The sequence below is a fragment of the Mycobacterium sp. IS-2888 genome (genome assembly GCF_001954215.1).
In the GTDB taxonomy this organism is placed as follows: domain Bacteria; phylum Actinomycetota; class Actinomycetes; order Mycobacteriales; family Mycobacteriaceae; genus Mycobacterium.
This window is the reverse complement of the sequence record NZ_MBET01000002.1, coordinates 22,865-44,872: the sequence shown is the minus strand read 5'-3', so window position 1 is coordinate 44,872 and position 22,008 is coordinate 22,865. Positions and strand designations below refer to the sequence as shown.

Annotated in this window: 19 protein-coding genes and 1 riboswitch; of the genes, 14 read left to right on the top strand and 5 right to left on the bottom strand. The window is 67.1% G+C overall.

Translation table 11 applies throughout. The features are described from left to right. Positions 1-47 precede the first annotated feature (47 nt). The 8 genes from A5745_RS00245 to metE all read left to right on the top strand — a co-directional run bounded on the left by A5745_RS00245 (position 48) and on the right by metE (position 9,983). Positions 48-1,211 carry an acyl-CoA dehydrogenase family protein gene (locus A5745_RS00245; RefSeq protein ID WP_076059343.1) on the top strand — a complete coding sequence of 388 codons (1,164 nt, stop codon included), beginning with the start codon at positions 48-50 and terminating at the stop codon, positions 1,209-1,211. Continuing rightward, positions 1,208-2,308: an acyl-CoA dehydrogenase family protein gene (locus tag A5745_RS00240; protein WP_076059341.1), complete on the top strand. Its 1,101-nt coding sequence runs from the start codon at positions 1,208-1,210 to the stop codon at positions 2,306-2,308. Before A5745_RS00245 ends, A5745_RS00240 begins: the two co-directional genes overlap by 4 nt. Further along, positions 2,305-3,234, top strand: a complete 930-nt coding sequence (locus A5745_RS00235; RefSeq protein WP_076114710.1) for an SDR family NAD(P)-dependent oxidoreductase — start codon at positions 2,305-2,307, stop codon at positions 3,232-3,234. Before A5745_RS00240 ends, A5745_RS00235 begins: the two co-directional genes overlap by 4 nt. Beyond that, on the top strand, positions 3,234-3,881 hold the full coding sequence (locus tag A5745_RS00230; RefSeq protein ID WP_076059337.1) for a nitroreductase family protein: 648 nt from the start codon (positions 3,234-3,236) through the stop codon (positions 3,879-3,881). The genes A5745_RS00235 and A5745_RS00230 overlap by 1 nt, the downstream gene beginning before the upstream one ends. A gap of 86 nt (positions 3,882-3,967) precedes the next feature. Further along, the gene (locus A5745_RS00225; RefSeq protein ID WP_076114709.1) at positions 3,968-5,275 is read left to right on the top strand and encodes a TetR/AcrR family transcriptional regulator; all 1,308 of its coding nucleotides are present in this window, start codon (positions 3,968-3,970) and stop codon (positions 5,273-5,275) included. Positions 5,276-5,371: 96 nt separating this feature from the next. Next, positions 5,372-6,214, top strand: a complete 843-nt coding sequence (locus tag A5745_RS00220; RefSeq protein WP_076059334.1) for an SDR family oxidoreductase — start codon at positions 5,372-5,374, stop codon at positions 6,212-6,214. Between the two features lie 548 nt (positions 6,215-6,762). After that, on the top strand, positions 6,763-7,404 hold the full coding sequence (locus A5745_RS00210) for an SDR family oxidoreductase (RefSeq protein ID WP_076114707.1): 642 nt from the start codon (positions 6,763-6,765) through the stop codon (positions 7,402-7,404). Between the two features lie 9 nt (positions 7,405-7,413). Beyond that, positions 7,414-7,610, top strand: a riboswitch (cobalamin riboswitch). Positions 7,611-7,700: 90 nt separating this feature from the next. Next, on the top strand, positions 7,701-9,983 hold the full coding sequence (metE, locus tag A5745_RS00205; protein WP_254848466.1) for a 5-methyltetrahydropteroyltriglutamate--homocysteine S-methyltransferase: 2,283 nt from the start codon (positions 7,701-7,703) through the stop codon (positions 9,981-9,983). Here the strand turns inward: metE and A5745_RS00200 are convergent. Continuing rightward, entirely contained in the window at positions 9,980-11,719 is a 1,740-nt protein-coding gene (locus A5745_RS00200; RefSeq protein ID WP_076059327.1) for a DUF3556 domain-containing protein, read from the bottom strand. The genes metE and A5745_RS00200 overlap by 4 nt on opposite strands. Before the next feature lie 122 nt (positions 11,720-11,841). Between A5745_RS00200 and A5745_RS00195 the strand changes: the two genes are divergently transcribed. Next, the gene (locus tag A5745_RS00195) at positions 11,842-12,069 is read left to right on the top strand and encodes a hypothetical protein (RefSeq protein ID WP_076114705.1); all 228 of its coding nucleotides are present in this window, start codon (positions 11,842-11,844) and stop codon (positions 12,067-12,069) included. 110 nt (positions 12,070-12,179) lie between these two features. On the opposite strand, the gene prpD is transcribed toward A5745_RS00195, so the two are convergent. Beyond that, positions 12,180-13,670 carry a 2-methylcitrate dehydratase PrpD gene (prpD, locus tag A5745_RS00190; RefSeq protein WP_139329366.1) on the bottom strand — a complete coding sequence of 497 codons (1,491 nt, stop codon included), beginning with the start codon at positions 13,668-13,670 and terminating at the stop codon, positions 12,180-12,182. On the opposite strand from prpD, the gene A5745_RS00185 reads away from it, so the two are divergent. After that, positions 13,611-14,855: a diguanylate cyclase gene (locus tag A5745_RS00185; protein WP_083662621.1), complete on the top strand. Its 1,245-nt coding sequence runs from the start codon at positions 13,611-13,613 to the stop codon at positions 14,853-14,855. The two genes, prpD and A5745_RS00185, sit on opposite strands and share 60 nt — an antisense overlap. A 136-nt stretch (positions 14,856-14,991) precedes the next feature. Further along, positions 14,992-16,374 (top strand): FAD-dependent oxidoreductase, encoded by a 1,383-nt coding sequence (locus A5745_RS00180; RefSeq protein ID WP_076114702.1) that lies wholly within the window; start codon positions 14,992-14,994, stop codon positions 16,372-16,374. A 4-nt stretch (positions 16,375-16,378) separates the two neighbouring features. On the opposite strand, the gene A5745_RS00175 is transcribed toward A5745_RS00180, so the two are convergent. Then, positions 16,379-16,888: a DoxX family protein gene (locus tag A5745_RS00175; RefSeq protein ID WP_076114701.1), complete on the bottom strand. Its 510-nt coding sequence runs from the start codon at positions 16,886-16,888 to the stop codon at positions 16,379-16,381. A gap of 17 nt (positions 16,889-16,905) precedes the next feature. Between A5745_RS00175 and A5745_RS00170 the strand changes: the two genes are divergently transcribed. From A5745_RS00170 to A5745_RS00160, 3 genes are read left to right on the top strand one after another with little or no spacing between them, the layout of a single operon-like run. After that, a complete protein-coding gene (locus tag A5745_RS00170) occupies positions 16,906-17,571 on the top strand; it encodes an NADPH-dependent F420 reductase (protein WP_254848465.1) in 666 nt (221 codons plus the stop codon). A gap of 46 nt (positions 17,572-17,617) precedes the next feature. Further along, entirely contained in the window at positions 17,618-19,210 is a 1,593-nt protein-coding gene (locus A5745_RS00165) for a pyruvate, phosphate dikinase (RefSeq protein WP_175879739.1), read from the top strand. After that, a complete protein-coding gene (locus A5745_RS00160) occupies positions 19,207-19,821 on the top strand; it encodes a MarR family transcriptional regulator (protein ID WP_076114699.1) in 615 nt (204 codons plus the stop codon). Before A5745_RS00165 ends, A5745_RS00160 begins: the two co-directional genes overlap by 4 nt. A gap of 1 nt (position 19,822) precedes the next feature. On the opposite strand, the gene A5745_RS00155 is transcribed toward A5745_RS00160, so the two are convergent. Together A5745_RS00155 and A5745_RS00150 are read right to left on the bottom strand one after the other, a co-directional pair. Beyond that, positions 19,823-21,073, bottom strand: coding sequence for a WS/DGAT domain-containing protein (locus A5745_RS00155; RefSeq protein WP_076059313.1), 1,251 nt, complete (start codon positions 21,071-21,073; stop codon positions 19,823-19,825). 4 nt (positions 21,074-21,077) lie between these two features. Then, on the bottom strand, positions 21,078-21,983 hold the full coding sequence (locus tag A5745_RS00150; protein WP_076059311.1) for an alpha/beta fold hydrolase: 906 nt from the start codon (positions 21,981-21,983) through the stop codon (positions 21,078-21,080). Positions 21,984-22,008: the final 25 nt, after the last annotated feature.

Genomic DNA, 22,008 nt, shown 5'->3' with positions numbered 1-22,008 from the left:
AAGTCCGGGGCTTGGCCCAGTCAATCGCGCGAGGTAAACAAGAGAACGTGGATTTCTCCTACCCGGCGGAGGTGGAACAGTTCCGCGCCGAGCTGCGCGACTGGCTGTCCGCGAATCTGACCGACGAGCTGATCGCCGCCCGTCGCCCCTCCGGCCGCGACGACGCCACCTTCGCGATGCTGCGCGCCTGGAACCACACGATGGCCGACGCCGGCTGGGCGGCCGTGTCGTGGCCGCGCGAGTACGGTGGCCGCGGGGCGACGGTTCTGGAGCAGCTGGTCTACACCGAGGAAACCACGCGCGCTCGGGCACCGTTGCCGCTCAACGTCATTGGCATGAACAACATCGCGCCGGCGATCATGCAATACGGCACCGAGACGCAGAAGACGACGCTGCTCCCCCGCATGATGCGCGCGGACGACATCTGGTGCCAGGGGATGTCCGAGCCGGAAGCGGGATCCGACCTGGCCGCGCTGCGCACCCGCGCGGTGCGCGATGGGGACGACTTCGTCGTCAACGGACAGAAGATCTGGACCTCGCTGGGGCATCGCGCCGACTGGTGCCAGCTCTATGTGCGTACCGATCCGGAGGCCCCGAAACACAAAGGGATCTCGTGCCTGATCGTCGACATGACGCTGCCCGGCATCGAGGTCCGCCCGCTCGTCACCCTCAACGGCGACACCGATTTCGCCGAGATCTTCTTCCACGACGCGCGAGTTCCGGCGGACGCGCTGCTGGGCCCGCTGAACGGCGGCTGGCAGGTGGCCACCACCACGCTCAGCCACGAGCGCGCCGGGGCCGCACGGCTCTACGCCGAGATGCAGGTGCGGCTGGAGGAATTGGTGTCCGACTTCGCCGCCGCCGATGACGCGCAGGGCATCCTTCAAGACCCGGTGACACTGCGTCGCCTCGGCGAAATCGGGGTGCGCATCAAGTATCTCGAATTGCTGTGTCAGCGCTCGATTTCGGCGACGCTGCACGGCGGCTCGGACAAGACTGCCATGGGCTCGGCCAGTCTCGCCAAGAGTGTCTGGGGTGAGATCGGACAGGACATGGCCGCCCTGGCCTTCGACGTGCTGGGCACCGGCGGGGAGCAGCACCGGTGGGCTGACTACCGCCTGACGTCGCGCTCACTGACCATCGCCGGCGGCACGACCCAGATCAACAAGAACATCACCGCCCAACGCGTGCTCGGATTGCCGCGCCAATGAACCTCGAATTGAACGACGAGCAGGTCGCGCTCCGCGACACGGCGCGACACTTCCTCGCCGAGAAAGCCCCGATTTCTGGACACGTGCGCGCTCTACTCGACGACCCGACCGGTACCACCGGCGCCGTCTGGCGCGGCCTCGCCGACCTCGGAACGACCGGGCTGTTGGTGCCGACCGAGTACGGCGGCGCCGGCATGACGATGGTCGAAGCGGGCATCGTGGCCGAAGAGCTCGGCGCCGCCCTGCACCCGGGACCGTGGCTGTCGAGCGCGGTTGCCGCGCCGCGCGCGCTGGCCAGGCTCGGCGTTGGGGCCGAAGCGGCCGACCTTTTGACCGGGATCGCCGACGGAACCACGATCGTCGCCGTCGGACCGCTCGATCGCAATGACGCTGCGGTCAGCGCCGCCGGGCGCGACCGCGACGGCGTGCTGCGGGGCGAGGTCACCATATCCGACGCAGCCGCGGCGAACGTCCTGCTCGTACTCGCCGAGTACGAGAACGGGACCGGGCTTTTCGCGGTGAAGACCGACTCCGCCGGCATTTCGGTGGCCCCCCAGCGCGGTATCGACCAGACCCGCAAGCACTTTCGAGTCGCGCTCGATGACGCGCCCGCACACCGGCTGGCCACGTCGTCCCCGGACGCCGTTGCCGCGGTGGTCGACGACGTGCTCGTTGCCACGGCCGCCGACGCGCTCGGCGCCGCGCGGGCCGTGATGGACCTAGCCATCGAATATGCCAAGGTGCGAAAGCAGTTCGGTCAGGTCATCGGCTCGTTCCAGGCCATCCAGCATCTGTGCGTCGACATGTACGAAACGGTCGAGTTGGCCCGCAGCGGGGTGATCCACGCGTTGTGGGCGGCGGACCACGCCGATGCGCAGCAGCGCCATCTGGCAGCGTTGCGGGCAAAGGCGTTCGCCGGACGATTGGCCACCGTGGGCGATACCGCGATCCAGGTGTTCGGGGGCATCGGCTACACCTGGGAACACGATGCCCACCTCTACCTCAAACGGCTGCTGAGTTGGAGCGAGTTCCTTGGTGGCCCCGACGGCTATCTCACGGAACTCGGTGCGCGTCTTGCGAAAGACGCTGTCTCATGATCGATTTCACCGACCAGGTCGCGATCGTGACAGGAGCGGGCCGGGGGCTCGGCCGGCTGTATGCGCTGGAGCTGGCCCGACGTGGCGCCTCGGTGATCGTCAACGACCTGGGCGGCACGATGCACGGTGACGGGTCCGACGCCACGGTCGCGGACCAGGTCGTCGCCGAGATCGAAAGGGAGGGCGGCGTGGCCGTGGCCTCGCACGACTCGGTCGCCAGCCCGGAAGGCGGCGACGCGATCGTCGAGATGGCCCTCGCGCGCTTCGGCCGGCTCGACGCCGTGGTCAGTAATGCCGGGATTTTCAACAGCATTCCGTTCGACGAGCTGTCCGCGGACGACTGGCGCAAGATGCTCGGCGTGCATCTCGACGGCGGGTTTTACCTGAGCCAACCGGCGTACCGGGTGATGAAGCGGCAGCGCTATGGCCGCTTCGTGTTCATCTCCTCCTCGGGCGGCATGTTCGGCCAGCCGTTGGAAGCCCATTATGCGGCGGCCAAGGCCGGGCTGGTCGGGTTGTCGAACGTGATCGCGATCGAGGGCGCCGAGCACGGCATCCTCTCCAATACCGTGCTCCCGTTCGGCTTTTCGCGCATGGTGACCGAAACCGTGGGAGACCCGAAAGCCCTTGACGAAATTGGGTTCTTGGGCGTGATCAAGCCCGAGCTGGTCATACCCATGGTTGTTTTCCTGGCGAGCCGGGCCTGCCAATTCAGCCACCAGAACTACTCGGCCTGCGCCGGTCGTTTCGCCCGTGTCTTCGTCGGCCTCGGCCAGGGCTGGCTCGCCGAGAAAGACAGCACCCCGACCGCCGACGACATCGATGCTCACCTTTCCGAAGTCTCGGCAACCGAACCGTTCACCGTGCCCGACTCGATCTTCGAGGAAGTCTTCGCCGTGGCGGCCCAGCTCGGCGTGGGCACCTGATGGACATCGAGTATTTGCTCACCGCAACCCGGTCCGCGCGCAAGTCGCTCGACCTGGACGCGCCCGTCGACATCGACGCCATTCGAGAGTGCCTGCGCATCGGGTTGCAGGCCGCCAACGGCTCGAACCAGCAGGCGTGGCGGTGGCTGGTGGTGACAGATCCCGTGTTGCGGGACACAATCGCCGAGCTGTACCGACAGGCTTATCTGCTCAGGGTCGGCGGCCACCTGCTCGCCGAGATGCTGCCGGCCGGAACGCCGGAGGGCCGGCTCATGTCGTCGACGGAGTGGTTGGTTGAGAACATGGCGCGGGTGCCGTTGTTGGTGATCCCCTGCTATCAGCCGTACCTGCCGCGCATCGACGGCGACGAGTCGTTTCACCAGGCCACGCTCTACGGATCGATCTTCCCGGCGGTGTGGAACTTTCAACTGGCGTTGCACACCCGCGGCTACGGAACGTGCGTTACGACATTGCACCTGCACCGCGAAGGCGAGATCCGGCAGCTGCTCGGGATTCCGCAGACGTACGTCCAGGGCTGCCTGCTGCCGGTGGGCCGCCTGAAGGCAGGGCACACGTTTCGGCCGGCCGCCAGGCGGCCCGTCGAGGAGGTGGTCGCGCGCGATCGCTGGGACGGCCCCAGCCTTTAGAATGGGTCCATCACCGCTGTATGCAGCGAATTCATTCGAGGAAGTCTGATAGCCTTTAACAAAGATTTGGTTCGGCGGGAGGACGAATGGCCAAGGCCGAATCATTGGCTGCCAGGCGACCGGTGGATCGTTTGGACCACGGCGGCACGGACGATTCCGGAACGCGACGCACCGAGATCCTGCAGACCGCTGCGTCGCTGATCGCCTCCTCGGGACTGCGGACGTCGTTGCAGGAAATCGCCGACGCGGCAGGCATTCTCCCCGGCAGCCTCTATCACCATTTCGAGTCCAAAGAGGCGATCCTCGTCGAGTTGATACGCCGGTATCAGGACGATTTGAACCGCATCGGGCTGGCGGCCCAGGCGAGACTTGACGAACCCGACTCGAAGCCGGTCGCGGAGCAGATCATCCTGTTGGGATCCGCGATCGCCAATTGCGCCGTGCAACACGGGGCGGCCCTGCAAATGTCGTTCTACGAGGGGCCGAGCGCGGATCCCGAGCTGATGAAGCTAACCCAGCAGCAGCCCACCGCGATTCAGCAGGCGATGCTGCAGACGCTGCGCGCCGGCCGGTGGAGCGGCTACATCAAACAAGATATCGATCTTCCCACGCTGGCCGACCGCATCTGCCAGACCATGCTGCAGGTCGGGCTCGACGTCATGCGCCACACCGCTCCCGCCGACCAGGTGGCCGAGCTGCTGTGCCGAATCATCTTGCAAGGGTTGGCGGCCCGGCCATCTACCGATTCGGCGTTGGACCGGTCCAACGCTTTCAAGGCCGCCAGTGACGTGATCGAGACGTGGGCCGACGACAGCGAGGCCGATCCCAGCGACAAGGCGGCCCACATCCGGGCCGTGGCACGAACGGAGTTCGGCCGCAAGGGATACGAAGTCACCACCATCCGGGACATCGCCTCGGCCGCGGGCATGGGTACCGGGACCGTCTATCGCGTGATCGGATCCAAGGACGAGCTCCTCGCGTCGATCATGGAGTCATTCGGCAGGAAGGTCGAGGCGGGATGGGTCAGCGTGCTGCGTTCGGATGCCACCCCCGTCGAAAAGCTGGACGCGCTCAGCTGGGTCAACGTCAACGCACTGGACCGATTTTCCGACGAGTTCCGGATTCAGCTTGCCTGGATGCGGCAATCCCCGCCGAACACTCCCAACCCCGGTTGGCTGTACGCAACGCGGCTTCGCCAGATGAAATCACTGCTCTCCGAAGGAATCCGGTCGGGTGAGATCCGCATCGACGCCGGCTCCACCGCGATGCTGGCGCGGTGCGTCATCGGCCTGCAGTGGATACCGGAGAACATCCTTCGCGCCGTCGGCCGTCGGGCGGCGCTGGTGCACGCCCGCGACACCTTCCTGCGTGGTGTTGCCGTGCGCGGCAAGTAAGGCCGCCAATCCGGACCCGGTATTGAGCCAAATAACTGTTACCCATACAGTTGAGCAGTTAGAACCGGGTTGGCAGTTACGGAGAAGGGGATTTCCATGACCATTGTCGATCGGCTGCGCTACGACGGCAAGCGCGCGCTCGTTGTCGGTGGTGCGACAGGCATGGGCGCCGCGGCGGCCAAGTCAGCGGGCGAGCTCGGCGCCGAGGTCATCGTGATGGACTACGCGCCGGTGAACTACGACGTCGCCAAGTCCATCCAGGTTGACCTGCGCGATCCCGCGTCGATCGACGCCGCGCTCGAGCAGCTGGACGGCCCGGTCCACGCCGTGTTCTCGGCCGCCGGCATCGCCGAGGGAACCACGGACCTGATGGCAATCAACTTCCTCGGCCACCGCTACCTGCTCGAACGCCTGCTCGAGAAGAACCAGCTTCCCTCGGGTGCGGCAATCTGCTTCATCTCCTCGGTCGCCGGCATGGGCTGGGAGAACGACTTGGACTTGCTGAACGAGTTCCTGGCCACGCCGGACTTCGCGACGGCACAGGAGTGGGTGAAAGCGCACGAATCGGAAGGCATCATCCACTACGGCTTTTCCAAGAAGGTCGTCAACGCCTATGTGGCCACCCAGGGCTACCCGCTGCTGAAGAAGGGCATCCGCATCAACGCGATCTGCCCGGGTCCCACCGACACCCCGCTGGCCCAGGCCAACGCCGACCTCTGGCTCACCTTCGCGCAGGACTACCGCGACGAGACCGGCTCCAAGGTGCACACGCCGGAGCAAATGGGCGATGTCATGTGCTTCCTCAACAGCGCCGCCGCGTTCGGCATCAGCGGGATCACGCTGCTGGTGGACTACGGGCACACGATGGCGTCGCTCACTGGCGCCTACCCGCCCGGAAAGCCGATCATCGACCTGATCATGGGGCGGGTAAAACTCTGACGGCGGCAGGTGGTGGGTCAGTGCGGCCGGCCCACCATCCCCTAGGGTGCCGGCGCCTCGTTAGGGGGCACACCCAATGACGCGGCACGTGGGGTTGTCCGCCGTCGGTGGGGGATTCGTTCCGTCGTAAAGATCGCTGGGCAGCTTGCCGTCATAGGGAACATTGCCCTTCCCGTTGACCCAGTAATAGGTGTGGCAGACATTCCAGTCCCAGCCGTAATGTGGGCCTGGCCCCGTCGGGTAGTAGATGGAATCCCCTGGGCACCAGTGATGTGGGCCGGGTCCTTGCGCCTGGGCGATGCCTGCGCCCAGCCTGCCACCGGCAAACAGCAACGTCGCCGTCGCTAGCCCTGTGATTCCTCGTCGTAGGCTGCGGGTGCTGTTCATGTCGCGTTTCTCCTTGTTCAGCGCGGCCTCCCCGGCGGGCGGCAGGGGGTGTTACCGCATTTTTGCTGACTCAAAATTTGCACCGCCTGCGTTGCTACCGATCCCAACATCGCGGACCAGCTTTCTCACCCTGACCCACGACACGGCAGTACCGTCGGGGCATGGCACGCATCGTCATCATCGGCGGCCACGGCAAGGTCGCGCTGCAGCTGGCCCACATCCTCTCCGAGCGCGGCGACGAGGTGACCTCGGTCTTCCGCAATCCCGAGCACTCCGACGACGTCGCGGCCACCGGCGCCCAGCCGGTGGTGGCCGATATCGAGCAGCTGGATACCCCCGCGCTCGCCGAACTGCTGAGCGGGCACGACGCGGTCGTCTTCTCCGCCGGAGCCGGTGGTGGCAATCCGGCGCGCACCTATGCCGTCGACCGCGACGCCGCGATCCGGGTTATCGATGCGGCCGGGCAGGCGGGCGTGCCGCGGTTCGTGATGGTGTCGTACTTCGGTGCCGGTTCGGATCATGGTGTATCGCAAGATAATCCGTTCTTTCCGTACGCCGAGGCCAAGGCCGCCGCCGATGCCCATCTGCGCTCCAGCGCGCTGGACTGGACGGTGCTGGGACCGGGCCGGCTCACCCTCGAACCCGCCACCGGCCGGATCGCGATCGGCAAGGGCAATGGTGAGGTGTCGCGAGCCGACGTCGCGCTTGTCGTCGCGGCCACGCTGGCAGACGACTCCACCATCCGCCGCACCATCGGATTCAACAATGGCGAAGTGCCCATCGCGGAGGCGCTGGCCGACTGACGCGCCGGCATCGAGCGAGGCATGTTAGACACGCGTCGCGAGAGGGAACCCGGTGAAAGTCCGGGACAGTCCCGCAGCGGTATGCAGGAACGACCGCCGTCGCAACGCACTGATTTCAAAGAGACCGGAAAGCGACGGCCAGTAGGAGCAACTACGACAATGGGCGCCTGCGAGTCCGAAAACCTGCCGACTGTGCCGGGCGCGCCGCGTCCGGCGGGCTCATCGCCTCGTGGAATGGGCGTTTGGCCGTGGCCGTTGCGGTTGGTGTGCCAAACCGTCGAATGAAGGACGACATCGTGACTCACTTCGTAAGTAGTCAACCATTCACCGCCACGGTTACCGGCTCGCCGCGCATCGGCCCGAAACGCGAACTCAAGCGCGCGACCGAAGGCTACTGGGCCGGACGCACCAGCCGATCGGAATTGGAGTCCGTCGCCGCCACATTGCGCCACGACATGTGGGCAAGCCTGGCGGCCGCAGGCCTGGATTCGGTGCCGGTGAACACCTTCTCGTACTACGACCAGATGCTCGACACGGCCGTCATGCTCGGCGCCCTACCGGCCAGGGCCGCGAATGTGCCCGACGAGCTCGACCGATACTTCGCCGCCGCGCGCGGCAATGACGAGGTCGCGCCGCTGGAGATGACCAAGTGGTTCGACACCAACTACCACTACCTGGTTCCCGAGATCGAGCCCGCAACCCGGTTCGCGCTGAACCCGGACAAGGTCCTTTCCGAGCTGAAAGAGGCGCTCGGACAAGGTATTCCGGCGCGTCCGGTCGTCATCGGACCGGTGACCTTCCTGCTGTTGAGCAAGGGCGTCAACGGCGGGGATGCACCGATCGGGCGACTGCAGGAGCTGGTCCCGATCTACTCCGAGCTGCTGTCGCTGCTCGCCGACAACGGCGCGCAGTGGGTGCAGTTCGACGAGCCGGCGCTGGTAACCGACATCTCCCCCGACGCGCCCGCGCTGGCCGAGGCCGTCTACAACGCGCTGGGCTCGGCGAGCAACCGCCCCGCGATCCACGTCGCGACCTACTTCGGCGACCCGGGCGCGTCCCTGGCGGGGCTTGCCCGCACACCCATTGAGGCGATCGGCGTCGACCTGGTCGCCGGCACCGAGACGGCCGCGGCCGGCATCCCGGAATTGGTCGGCAAGACCCTGGTGGCGGGCATCGTCGACGGACGCAATGTCTGGCGCACCGACCTGGAGGCGGCGCTGGGCAAACTGGCGACCCTGCTCGGCTCGGCGGCCAACGTCGCGGTATCGACGTCGTGCTCGACGATGCACGTGCCGTACTCGCTGGAGCCGGAAACCGAGCTCGACGACGCCCTGCGCGGCTGGCTGGCCTTCGGGCGGGAGAAGGTCGCCGAGGTGGTGACGCTGGCGCGGGCGCTGCACGACGGACGCGACACCGTCGCCGACGAGATCGCGGCGTCCAACGCCGCCGTGGCCTCCCGTCGCGGCGACCCGCGGCTGCACAACGGACAAGTCCGGGCCCGGATCGACTCGATCGTCGCGTCGGGCACCCATCGCGGTGACGCGGCCGCCCGCCGCGCGAGCCAGGAGGCGCGGCTACAGCTGCCCCCGCTGCCGACCACGACGATCGGCTCGTACCCGCAGACGTCGGCAATCCGCAAGGCACGCGCGGCCTTTCGGGCCGGTGAGATCGACGAGGCCGAGTACGTCGGCAAGATGCGCAAGGAGATCGCCGACGTCATCGCGCTGCAGGAGCAACTCGGCCTGGACGTGCTGGTGCACGGTGAGCCGGAGCGCAACGACATGGTGCAGTACTTCGCCGAGCAGCTCGAGGGCTTCTTCGCCACCCAGAACGGCTGGGTGCAGTCCTACGGCAGCCGCTGCGTGCGCCCGCCGATCCTTTACGGCGACGTGGTGCGCACCCATCCGATGACGGTCGAGTGGATCACCTATGCGCAGTCGCTGACCGACAAGCCGGTGAAGGGGATGTTGACGGGACCTGTCACAATCCTGGCGTGGTCGTTCGTCCGCGACGACCAGCCGCTGGCCGATACCGCCAACCAAGTGGCCCTGGCCATTCGGGACGAGACCGTGGATCTGCAGGACGCCGGTATCGCGGTCATCCAGGTCGACGAGCCGGCGTTGCGCGAGCTACTGCCGTTGCGTCGCGCCGAGCAGGACGAGTACTTGCGTTGGGCCGTAGGCGCTTTCCGGTTGGCCACGTCTGGGGTAGCCGACTCGACGCAGATCCACACGCACCTGTGCTACTCGGAGTTCGGCGACGTCATCGGCGCCATCGCCGACCTCGACGCCGACGTCACGTCCATCGAGGCGGCGCGCTCACACATGGAGGTACTGGACGACCTGAACGCCGCCGGCTTCGCCAACAGCGTAGGTCCGGGCGTCTATGACATCCACTCGCCGCGGGTGCCGAGCGAACGCGAAATGGCCGAGTCGTTGCGTGCGGCGCTGCGCGCCGTTCCGGCGCAACGGCTTTGGGTCAATCCCGACTGCGGGCTGAAGACCCGCAACGTCGACGAGGTCACCGCGTCGCTGCGGAACATGGTCGCCGCCGCGCGGGAAGTCCGGGCGTCGGCCTAGGTTGACGCGGCAGTCCCGGACAGCACCTGGACCGGGACGTCGTCGGCCCACGGTTGCCGGGTCACCATGTCGGCGACCCGGACGATGCCGCGCTCGAATTCGCCTGTGGCGGCGTCGACTAGGCGATATTCCTGGGTCTGCTTGTGGATCGGCTGCGCGTCGAGCAGGACCACGCGCACCTCGCCCGGCTCGAAGTGACAGCGCTCCTGCATCGCGGTGATCAGTTGTTCGTTGTGCATGTGGCCGTCGCCGAAGTTCCAGCCGATGGCGGTGCTGCAGATGCGCTCGCCATCGGTGATGACATAGTCGTCCTCGTTCTGGCCGGCCATCGCGCGGTGCGCCAACGTGAACAGCGCGCGGCCATGCGTGTTGAATCCGCGGAACGCATAGCCCATGTAGATCGGGATCTGCGCGGCTTCCGGGCTGCCGTAGAACCGCTCCAGCTGCGCCTGCGGCATGCTGGCGATCGCCACGATGCCCCGGCTGATCTTGTCGTTGGCCGAAGGCTTGATGCACCACAGCGTGGTGTCCCAGTTTCCGGCGTAATAGCGCATGCCCGGCAGGAACGAGATCTTGCGCGGGAACATGTTGCCCAGCGCGACGATTCCCGCGATGACGACGAACAGGATCGCCACCGGCACAGGGTGTTTCAGATCGCCCAAGCCCAAGCGGGCATGCGCGACGAACAACGACAACACCCCGAAGATCATGAAGACGTTCCACTCCAGCGGCACCCCCATGGGGATGGACACCAGGATTCCCAGGTGGAAGCACACCATGACGATGGCCGCGATCGTGGTCGGCCAGCCGCCGTGGCAGAAGAACAGCGGCAGCGGGACCAACATCTCGATGGCGGTGCTCAGGTGAGCGAGCAGCCGCGACAGCAGCCCGGGCCGCAGGTCGTCCGGGAACTTCTCGAAGAAGCGCCGTTTCAGCCATCGGGGCCGCATCAGCGGGTTGTTGGACATCATCGTGGAGATCACGAACGGGAAGTGCTTGTTGAGCTTCGACGTCGCCGCGCCCATCCAGATCACCAGAAACACCAGCTTCGCGGCGACGATCATGTCGACGCCCCCGAATAAGAACGTCACCGTCAAGGTCACGTACACCTCGCCGCGGGCGGCGAGAAAGATCACCTTGTCGCGTAGCCCCAGCACGCCGACGAGGAGCAGGATCGTCACGATTTCCCACGTCGGGAGCAGCCCGATCGTCGTGCCGAGCTCGGGCACCGGCCCGGTACCGTCCGAGAAGAGCGCCCGCAGCGTCACCAGCAACAGCAGCGCGTACAGCGCGACATCGAACGGGGTGCGCTTGGTGCCGCTGGTCCCCGGCACGCGATCGGGCCACGGTGGCAACCGGATGGTGCCGAACCGCATCCAGTACAGGATCGAGCCCAGGGGTGGGAAGAACCGGTTGTTCAGCGGACCGAAGCCGCAGCCCAGCCCGATCACCTCGAAGAGCATCGTGTAGAGCACGACCTTCTCGAACACGATCGGTTCCGACCACCACGACGCGACGTTGGTGAACCCGCCGATTCCGTTGGTGGCCGAGGCAAACAACCACGCGAAAAGGATGTAGAGAAGGATTTTGACGACGTAGAACAGGTGCAGCGCGACGGGTGTGCCGAAGCCCACCTCGGCCCAGTGCTTGGCCATCGGGCGGATCTTCTCGCTGCGGGTGCCCTTGCTCCACTCGGCCATGTCGATCTGCGGCAGATCAGGCTTGAGAAATCCCATGGTTTGACAGATTAGAACGCGTTCTAGGCGCATGGCTTGGGTAGGGGCAAGAATCCTTTGCCTGCGGCTCTTTCGCCGGATACGGTGAGGTCGGGTCGGCATGTCCTGGGGAGACATCCATCATGAGCAAATTTCGATACGGCATCGCGGCGCTGATCGCTGCCGTGGCACCGGTCGCATTCGCCGCGGCGGGCGGTACCGCTCGCGCCGACCCACCGGCACCCGGAGATACGTGCACGGTATTGCACGCAACCACCAAAGACGTCAATGCCCGGATGATGTGGTGCAACCCGACGATGACCGGCGACCACACGCTGGTGTGGCAGTACGGCGGACCCTCCACGCCTTAGCCCGACCGCTCGAGTGTGCGCAAACGGCTTCGAGTGTGAGCCCACGGCGGCGACACGCCGGGCGGATTCACCCACGATTCACACTCAAAGCCAAGGCAGCACAATCGAACTCAGCCGAAGATCCCCGGCGGGATGACCGGCGCCGTCTGCAGTACCCGCGGGTCGATCACCACGTTCAGCGCATCCACGGCCTCGAGCTCGGCCAGCGATTCCACCGCGGACAGAAACCGGCGCTGCTCGGCGGGGTCGACGATGCCGTCGGCGAGGTCGGAGAACTTCTGCACATACTGCGGGCGCCGAAAAGGCCGCGCCCCCAATGGATGTGCGTCGGCGACGGCCAGCTCGTCACAGATCACCTCGCCGCTCTTGAGGGTCACCTCCGCCCGGGCGCCGAAGGCCGGATCCGTCGAGTGGTACCGGCGGGTCCATTCGGGGTCTTCGACGGTGGAGATCTTGCGCCACAGCTCGACGGTGTCGCGCCGGTGGGCACGCTCCGGCGCGTAGGAGCGTTCGTGATGCCAGGCGCCGTCCTGCAGTGCGACGGCAAAGATATAGGGCAGCGAGTGGTCGAGCGTTTCCCGTGACGCGTCGGGATCGAACTTTTGCGGATCCCCAGATCCCGTCCCGATCACCACGTGGGTGTGGTGGCTGGTGTGCAGCACGATCGAGGCGACCTCGTCGAGATCGCCTAGGCGCTGGCGCAGCCGCCGTGCCATGTCGATCGGCGCCTGACTCTGGTACTCCGCCGAATGCTCCTTGGTGTAGCTGTCCAGGATGGCCCGCTTCGGCTCGCCGGGAGCGGGCAGCGGCACGTGATACTCGCGCTCGGGTCCACCCAGCAGCCAGGCGATCACGCCGTCCTCGCCCTCCCAAATCGGCGCCGGTGAGCGCTCGCCGCGCATCGCCCGGTCGACCGCCTCGATGGCGATCTTTCCGGCGTGCGCCGGCGCGAACGCCTTCCAGCTGGAGATCAGGCCCTTGCGGGATTGGCGGGTGCTCGTTGTCAGGTGCAGCGCTTGTCCGATCGCGTGGTAAATGGTCTCGGTGTCCAGCCGAAGCATGGTTCCCAGACCGGCGGCCACCGAGGGTCCGAGATGCGCGACATGGTCAATCTTGTGCTCGTGCAAGCAGATTCCGCGCGACAGGCCGATCTGGATTTCGTATGCGGTCGCCACGCCGCGCATCAGGTCGGCACCGGGCACGCCGAGCTGCTGCGCCACCGCGACGAGTGGCGGGATGTTGTCGCCGGGATGAGAGTATTCCGCGGCCAGAAACGTGTCGTGGAAGTCGAGCTCGCGCACGGCGACGCCGTTGGCCCACGCCGCCCATTCGGCCGAATAACCGCCCCCGACGCCGAAGACCGCAGCCCCCGGCCGCGCGGGATGCGCCAGCGCCTGCATGCGGGCCACGGCGACCGGACGGCGCAGCACGGCCGCGGCGCTGACGGCGGCGTTGTCGATGATCCGATTCGCCACCATCTCCGCGGTATCCGGCTCGACGGCAACCGGATCGGCGGCGACCTCGGCGATCTTGGCGGCCAGATGTTCGGCGCGCGGAAAGTCATCGGAGCTACGCCGCGTCCGAACGGTATGCACCAACATGAGCCGCACCCTATGCAAAGCCGGTTGCGGGTCAATATTCGAACTGGACGTTTGCCGATTTGTCACAATTGCTCCCCCGACCGGAGTTTGATGCTGAGCTATCTCCGAAGGGAGGTGCGAAGCGTGTCCCGATTCGCGTCGTGGCTGGCTCGGGCTGATCAGTTCGACTGGATCACGGATATCTTGCGCGACCGCGGGCTGCTTCGCGCGACGCAGTGGACCCTGGCCGTCATCTCCCTGATATCGGCGCTTGTCCCGGTGACCTCACTGCTCAGCACGCATCACCGCACCGCCGGGGTCGTGCTCATCAATGCGACCGCGGCAGGGTTCGTCGTTGCGGTAAGTGTCTTCTGGTTGACGCGCTGGCCGACCCGGATCCAATCGGAAATCTTCGGGGTTGTCGCCGCGACATGCATTGCCGGGTGGAGCCTGACCCAGCCAACCGCCGCCCTGGCGGCAGTGGGCTGCAGCGCTCTCGCGATTAATAGCGGATATGTCGCGCTGTTTCACAGCAATAGACTTCTGGTGTTCAACGTCGGCTTGGCGGTCACAGTCTCTGTCGTGGCTGCCGTGCACCTGGCTCGCGAGAGCGACATCGGAACGGGAATCGCAGCGTTTTGGGTGATCTCAATGCTCAACTTGTCGGTCCCCCTGGCGATGCGCGGGATGTCGCGGGCAATGGGGACATACGCAGTACGCGCCGACGAAGACGCGCTGACCGGCCTGTTCAACCGTAGAGGGTTCATCGCCGCGCTAACCCGCAGACTGACCAATCCACACGCTGACACGACCCATCTGACCATGGTCATGATCGACCTCGACGCGTTCAAACGGATTAATGACACCTTCGGTCACGCCGCGGGTGACCGCGCGCTGATCGCCGTCGCCGGCGTGCTGCGGCAGCAAGTGTCGCCGACGGCAATGGTTTGCCGCGCGGGCGGGGAAGAGTTCCTCATCGCCGCCACTAGCCCGTCGCCGGACGCCGAGCCAATCTCGGCGCGATTGCGTGCCGCCATCGCCGCGCTTCCCCTGGGACTGACGGCCAGCATCGGTACGGCGACCGCCGAACTACCCCCGATGGGCACATTCGACGCACTCGGACTCATTGAAAAACTCATCGACGTCGCCGACAGCGCGATGTACACGGCCAAACGATGCGGTGGCAATCGGGCCCATCACCTGTGAACGGCCGCGGCCCGGCCCGCAACCGGTCCGCAAGTCAAACCATCGAGCAACCCGAGAAATCCGGGTAAACACGCCACGTCGCGCGCCGCTATCGGTGTAGTTTGCTGCTGGGGCGGGGCTAGGTGAGGAGCCAGTCGTGGCCGATGTCGATTATTGCGTGGTCGGAGCGGGTTTCGCCGGTTTGACGGCCGCGTTCCGGCTGAAGCAGGCGGGCCGCTCGGTGGCCCTGCTGGAGGCGCGCGACCGGGTCGGCGGTCGCACGTTCACCGTCACTCGTGACGACGGCGTGTGGATCGACCGCGGCGGCGCCTGGATCGGGCCTGGCCAGGACCGGATCTACGCGATGATGAGCGAATTCGGTGTGCCGGAATACAAACAACACCTCGACGGTGAATCGATGATGATCGTCGGCGGCAAGAAGCACCGCTATGGCGGCACCATCCCGTGGACCATGAGCCCCTGGGCCGTCACCAACCTTGGCATCGGTTTGCTCTCGTTCGACAAGATGTGCAAATCGATCCCGCTCGAAGCGCCGTGGGAGGCAAAGCACGCCGCCGAGTGGGACCGCATCACCGTTGGTGAATGGATCGCGAACAACACCATGTCCAAGCAAGCCCGCGAGATGCTGGACATGGTGCTGGCCGGCACCTACACCTCGGCGGGGTCGGAGACGTCGCTGCTGTGGGCGCTGACGCAGATGGGGTCCTCCGGCGGGGGTGCGACGTTCGTCATTTCAGTCAAGGGCGGCGCCCAGGAAGCCCGGCCCGTGGGTGGGATGGGCGCCCTGCACCGCCCGATGGTGGCCGCACTGGGCGACGCACTGCACCTTTCGCAGCCGGTCCGGCAGATCACCCAAGACGACGACGGCGTGACCGTGACCGCGGACGGTTTGACGGTGCGGGCTGGGCGGGCCATCGTGGCGATACCGTTGGCGGTCGCCAGCTCGATCGTCTACGAGCCGATGCTGCCGGTGGATCGGGCGCTGCTGCATCAGCGGATGCCCAGCGGCGCGGTCATCAAGATCTCGGCGATCTACGACGAGCCGTTCTGGCGCGCTGATGGGCTGTCCGGCCAGTCGGCCGCACCGGGAACCCCGGCCTCACTGACCATCGATGCGTGCACGGACACCGGTAACCCCGGGATCATGTGCGTCATCACCGAAGGCCCCGCGGCGCGCCGGCTGACAAAACTCGACGAGGCCGAACGAAAAGCGATCGTCATCGGCGAACTCGTGGATCGCTTCGGCAGCAAGGCCAAAGCGCCGCTGGAATTCCACGAGCAGAACTGGACCACCGAGCGCTACTCCGGCGGCGGGATGATCGGCCACGCCCCGCCGGGCGTGCTCACCGAGTTCGGATACACCCTGCGCGAGCCATGCGGCCGCGTCCACTGGGCCGGGACGGAGAGCTCCGCGATCATGTGCGGCTGGATCGACGGCGCGATCCGCTCCGGCGAACGCGCGGCGGCCGAGGTGATGGCACTCGATACCGAGGCGGTCGCCTCGCCAACGCCGGCGTGACGACTTACCCGGCTTGCTTTGCAGGCGGCCGGTAGAAGATCAGCAACTGGCCGATGGCCCCGCCGAGGCCGAGCGCTACCGACAGCACCAGGCCTGGCCAGCCGTCGAGCCAGTTCTTCCCGAAGATCAGCCAATCCAGGCTGAGCCGCCCGGCGCCCAGCGTCGCCACCACCACGGCGCTGACCGCCAGCACCAGGTTGTACTCCCAGCCCTCCTTGACGATGAAGAAGCCGTTGGGGCGATGCACAGTCCACGCCGCGACCAGCATCAGCGACACGAAGCCCGCGGCCGGGATCGGGGTAAGCAGCCCGGCGGCCAGCCCGAGTCCGGCGGAGACTTCCGTGGTGGCGGCCACGGTGGCGTGGAACTTACCGGGCTTCATGCCGATGCTCTCGAACCATCGCGCGGTGCCCGGTATCCGGCCGCCGCCGAAGAACTTGTTGAAGCCATGCGCGGCGAGTGTCAGTCCCAGCACCAGCCGCAGGATCAGTAACCCGACGTCATACACATTCATAGCTGCAAACCTAGATCATGGGTCAGTCGCGTTCGCGAGTAGCGTTCCTGGACGGAAAGGAGTCCGGCATCAAGATCGCGATCATCGGCGCCGGCAATGTCGGCACCACGTTGGGCACCGCCTGGCGCAATCGCGGCCACCAGGTCACATTCGGTGTCCGCAACCCCAGCGACCCGAAATACGCCGCGCTCGGCGGCGTCGAGACGAACGAATCCGCCGCGGCCGCCGCCGAAGTCGTCGTGCTGTGCACGCCGTGGCAGACGACGCAGTCGGCGGTGCAGGGCTGCGGCGACCTCACCGGCAAAGTCCTCATCGATTGCACCAACCCGCTGACCCCCGACGTCACGGCATTAGAAGTCGGGCACTCCACCTCGGGCGGGGAAGAGGTCGCGAAGTGGGCGCCCGGCGCCCGGGTCTGCAAGGCGATGAACCAGATCGGTTTCCCGATGATGGACGCACCGCAACTACCGGGCCAACCGGTGATGTTCGTCTGCGGCGACGACGACGAGGCCCGGTCTGTGACCGCCGGGCTGGTCGCCGAGCTCGGCTTCGAGACCATCGACGTCGGCGACCTGACGCTGGCACGGCTGCTCGAGCCCTACGGGCTGCTCTGGATCCACCTGGCGCTGCGTCGCGGGTTCGGCACGAACTTCGGCTTCGGACTGCTGCGCGGAGGCTCCTGACATACTCGTCGAGGCCTGCTGGGAAGGTCCCACCGGGGGCGGGCCGCTGACGAGGGGGTGCACCGTGGCGGTCGTGTTGCTCGACGGCGACGCGAATCTCCCGCGCGAGCTGCTGGGCAACAAGGGCCACGGCATCGACGTGATGCGCCGGCAGAATTTGCCGGTGCCGCCCGCGTTCTGCATCACCACCGCAGTGGGCCTGAAGTATCACGCCCACCCGGCGGCGACGATGGATGCCATCTGGGACGAGGTGCTGGACGGGATCAGCCGGCTGGAGGCCGAGACCTCACGCACCTTCGGGCGGGGCCCGCGTCCGCTGCTGGTGAGTGTGCGCTCGGCAGGCACACACTCCATGCCCGGCATGATGGACACGATCCTGAACCTGGGTATGAACGACGCCGTGGAGCACGCACTCGCCGCGCAGGCGACGCCCGAGTTCGCCCGCGACACCCGACGGCGGTTCACGGCCACGTACCAACGCACTGTGGGCGATACCTCAGGACCCTTACCCGCCGACGCGCATGCGCAGTTGCGCGCGGGCATCGAAGCCGTGTTCGCCTCGTGGAATTCACCGCGCGCGGTCGCCTATCGCGCCCACTACGGCCTGGACGACCGGGCAACGACCGCCGTGGTGGTGCAGGCCATGGTGTTCGGGAATCAGGGACCCAATTCCGGTGCGGGGGCAGTGTTTTCGCGCAATCCGATCACCGGCGCCGACGAACCGTTCGGTGAATGGCTGCCCGGCGGCCAGGGCGACGACGTGGTATCCGGGCTCGTCGACGTCGAACCGATCACCGCATTGCGCGCCGAGCAACCGGACGTCTACGACGAGCTGATGGACGCCGCCCGCAGCCTGGAGCGGCTCGGATCCGACGTACAAGAGATCGAGTTCACCGTCGAAGAAGGCAAGTTGTGGCTGCTGCAGACACGGGCGGCCGAGCGCTCCGCGCAAGCGGCGGTGCGGCTGGCGCTGCAACTGCGGCGCGAGGGGCTCATCGACGACACCGAGGCGCTGCGACGGGTGACGCCGGCGCACGTCGCCGCCCTGCTGCGTCCGTCGCTGCAGCCCGAAACACGGTTGGCCGCACCGCTTCTGGCGACCGGCCTACCCGCCTGTCCCGGCGTGGTATCGGGCCAGGCGTACACCGACGTCGACGCGGCACTGGACGCCGCCGACCGGGGTGAGCCGGTCATCCTGGTGCGCGATCACACCAGGCCCGAAGATGTCCGGGGCATGCTGGCCGCACAAGGCATCGTCACCGAGGTGGGCGGGGCGGCCAGTCACGCCGCGGTGGTGAGCCGCGAACTGGGCCGGGTGGCCGTGGTGGGTTGCGGCCGCGGAGTCGCGGCGGAGCTGGCCGGCAGGCAGATCACCGTCGACGGCAACGAAGGCGAAGTGCGCGAAGGCAATCTGACACTTTCCGCGTGGTCGGAGGACGATACGCCCGAGCTGCGCGAACTGGCCGACATCGCACGAGCGATCGCCCCGCTGCGCGCCCACACCACCGGCGACCACCCGAGGCTGAACGACACCTCCGAGGCCGCGGTGCGCGCGGCCCTGGACGCCGGGCACAGCGACGTGGTGTCGGCGACCCCGCTGATCGTCATGCTGACCGCGTTGAAGTTGGCGGGCCAGTGACGGAATTGGCCGTGCTGCAAGCGGTCCGGCTGAAGGGCCGGGTGGCTCCCCCTGACTTGGCGAAGACGCTGGGCGAAGAGCTCGACGGCGTCACCACCACCGTCGAACGGCTGACCGCGTCGGGCTTGTTGGTCGACGGCGCGACGCTGAAGCTCAGTTCCAGCGGCCGCGCCCGGCTGGAGCATCTGCTCGCCGAGGAGCGAACGGGCATCGACTCGGCCGCAATGGCCGCCGCCTACGACGACTTTCGTTCCGTGAACGCCGATTTCAAGGCGGTGGTCACCGACTGGCAACTGAAAGGCGGTCCGGGCGGCGAGCCCAACACCCACGACGACGCCGAATACGACGCCGCGGTGCTGGCCCGCCTGGACGAGGTGCACGCCCGGGTGGTTCCGATCATCGACGCGGCCGCCCGGCAGCTACCGCGGCTGACGTCCTATTCGTCGAAACTGCTTGCGGCACTGGGCAAAGTCAAGGACGGCGAGAGCGCCTGGTTGACCAGGCCGCTCATCGACTCCTACCACACCGTGTGGTTCGAACTGCACGAGGAGCTGATCGGCGCCGTCGGCCTGACCCGCGAACAAGCGGCAAAATCCGGCGACGCGCAATAGCTCACAGCGCCGCGTCGAGCAGTTGCACGTAGGCATCGACGCCGGCGCCGTGCCGAAAGGCCGACTCCGCGGCATGCACGCTGATCGCGACGGTATCGCCGATGCCGTGCACGCCGTGCGTCAGGCTCATCGCCGGCGACAGCGCCGGGTATCCGGCCGTCAACACCACCGGCGCACCTCCGAAACTCAGATCCGCGGGGCCGCGATTGACGCTGGACACCACCGTGTTGCCGGCTACCTGCGTCGGCCTGGCGTCGGCATCGAATTGCGAGATGCCCCAGCGCAGCAGTGCAGCGGGCACCGCCGCGAACGCCCGGTCGGCCGAGCGCATGGCCGGGTGCTCCATGCGACGCCGGCCGTTGGCCAGGTCGGCCGCGATCCGCTCGATGCGCGCGTTCGGGTCAAGATCGGGATACAGCCCGACAACGACGTTCGCGAAATGGTTATGGGCATGCGGCACACCGGGTTTAGCCATCGGCACCTCGGCCCCCAGCGACTCGGCGGCGTCGCCCAGGAACGCGGACAGCGCCGTGGAGACCGCCGCCAGCACCCCGACCGTGACGGTCGGCCCGGGCACCTGCGAGCGGTGCCGCACCAACGTACGCACCGAGCGGACGCCCTCAGGGCGTTCATTGGTGGGCAGCGGCGGCCGCGAGCCGACCCCGGGCGCCACGAGTCCCGCGCGGGTGTCGCGGACCAGCCGCTGATGGGTGCGGGCCGCCTCGACCGCCCGCCACGGCAGAAAGCCCGCCCGCGGCCGTGTCACCCCGGGCACCGGCGCGGACCGGCCGAAGAGCCATGCCGCCATCGCCGAGGCACGGGCGCCGTCGCCCAGCGCATGCGCGACCTGCATCACCGCGACGCAGCCCGGGCCGGCGGCGCCGGGAATCCCGCGCACCGGCGTGAAGACGTGCATCCGCCAGGGCATCCGGCGGATGTCGAGCTGGTCTTGTGCGAGCGCGACGACGGCAGCCAGGCAGCCGCGCCAACTTTGATCGACCAAGTCGTGACAAACCACCCGCTCCGGCCCGACGGCCGCGGGCACCCAGTGCGGGTAGGTCATTCGGCTGCCGTCGTCGACCCTCATCCGCAGCTCCGCGCAAGCATCGGCGCGACGGCGAAGCTGTTCGACGGCATGCCCCAGATCGGCCGGCGCACCGTCGAATGCGTAGAGCAGGAACTGATCGTTGGGCAGCTTGGCCGACATCCAATAGAACTGGGCATCGACGGCCGCCATGCGGTGCGCCGACACGGCTTCAGCCGGATGGGCCGACAAACGCGAGCACCAAGTCGGCGACCTTGTCCGGCTGTTCCAGCTGCAGAAAGTGACCGGCGTGCTCGACAATGGCCGCCTCGCTGCCGGCGGGGAGCGCCTTTTCCGTCCAGTGCGTGAAAGCCGATGTCATGCAACCGTCGTCGCGACCATGCAGATACAAACTCGGCAGGATGGGCGCCTCGGTCCAGAGCCGGTTCAACTCGGCGTAGCGCTGCGGGGCTCGGGTGTTGCGCAGCGTGGCCCGGTACGGTCCCAGCGCCGCACGCCAGCTCTCCGCCGTGCCGATCGCGGCGTCGACATGGCGGAGATCCTCATCCGCGTGATAGCCGGGCGACCACCGACGCCACAACAGCGGCAACACCCAGGACGCGGAACGCTCTGGCAGCCAAGGCAATTGGAAGTAGAAGATGTACCAGCTGCGCAGCAGCTGACGTGATAGCAGGCGGGCCAGCCGGCCGCGCTCGGTCACCCGTCCCAGCGGGCGGAACGCCGCGGACACCGGCACCGACATGATCACCGCCTTGACGAACGGGCTGTCGGGCATCGCGGCCAGGCCGGTGGCCGCCATTGCGCCCCAGTCGTGTCCGATCACCACATCGCGCTCGGTGCCGCCGGCCGCCGCGCGGACGCGCAGAGCATCGTCCATCAAGGCACCGACGTGAAAACTGCCGTCGGCCGGGATCGCCGACGGGGCGTATCCCCGCATGAACGGCGCGACGACTCGCCAACCGGACGCGGCCAACCGCGGAGCCATCTTGCGCCACCCGTAGGCGGTGTCGGGGAAGCCGTGCAGACACAGCGCGATCGGGCCGTCGCTCGGACCCCAGGTCAGCGCCTTCAGATCCCCGCCGGGGCCGGGCACGTCGATCCAGCCTGGTTCACCCATCTTGACTCCCTGTTCGGCGCGTCCG

What these genes read in the sequence shown, in the direction of transcription:
- A5745_RS00240 (WP_076059341.1), top strand. Translation starts at nt 1,208, where the DNA reads ATGAACCTCGAATTGAACGACGAGCAGGTCGCGCTCCGCGACACGGCG.
- A5745_RS00220 (WP_076059334.1), top strand. Translation starts at nt 5,372, where the DNA reads ATGACCATTGTCGATCGGCTGCGCTACGACGGCAAGCGCGCGCTCGTT.
- A5745_RS00210 (WP_076114707.1), top strand. Translation starts at nt 6,763, where the DNA reads ATGGCACGCATCGTCATCATCGGCGGCCACGGCAAGGTCGCGCTGCAG.
- A5745_RS00185 (WP_083662621.1), top strand. Translation starts at nt 13,611, where the DNA reads ATGTTCGGCGCGCGGAAAGTCATCGGAGCTACGCCGCGTCCGAACGGT.
- A5745_RS00230 (WP_076059337.1), top strand. Translation starts at nt 3,234, where the DNA reads ATGGACATCGAGTATTTGCTCACCGCAACCCGGTCCGCGCGCAAGTCG.
- A5745_RS00200 (WP_076059327.1), bottom strand. Translation starts at nt 11,719, where the DNA reads ATGGGATTTCTCAAGCCTGATCTGCCGCAGATCGACATGGCCGAGTGG.
- A5745_RS00225 (WP_076114709.1), top strand. Translation starts at nt 3,968, where the DNA reads ATGGCCAAGGCCGAATCATTGGCTGCCAGGCGACCGGTGGATCGTTTG.
- A5745_RS00150 (WP_076059311.1), bottom strand. Translation starts at nt 21,983, where the DNA reads ATGGGTGAACCAGGCTGGATCGACGTGCCCGGCCCCGGCGGGGATCTG.
- A5745_RS00235 (WP_076114710.1), top strand. Translation starts at nt 2,305, where the DNA reads ATGATCGATTTCACCGACCAGGTCGCGATCGTGACAGGAGCGGGCCGG.
- A5745_RS00170 (WP_254848465.1), top strand. Translation starts at nt 16,906, where the DNA reads ATGGGTCAGTCGCGTTCGCGAGTAGCGTTCCTGGACGGAAAGGAGTCC.
- prpD (WP_139329366.1), bottom strand. Translation starts at nt 13,670, where the DNA reads ATGTTGGTGCATACCGTTCGGACGCGGCGTAGCTCCGATGACTTTCCG.
- A5745_RS00195 (WP_076114705.1), top strand. Translation starts at nt 11,842, where the DNA reads ATGAGCAAATTTCGATACGGCATCGCGGCGCTGATCGCTGCCGTGGCA.
- A5745_RS00175 (WP_076114701.1), bottom strand. Translation starts at nt 16,888, where the DNA reads ATGAATGTGTATGACGTCGGGTTACTGATCCTGCGGCTGGTGCTGGGA.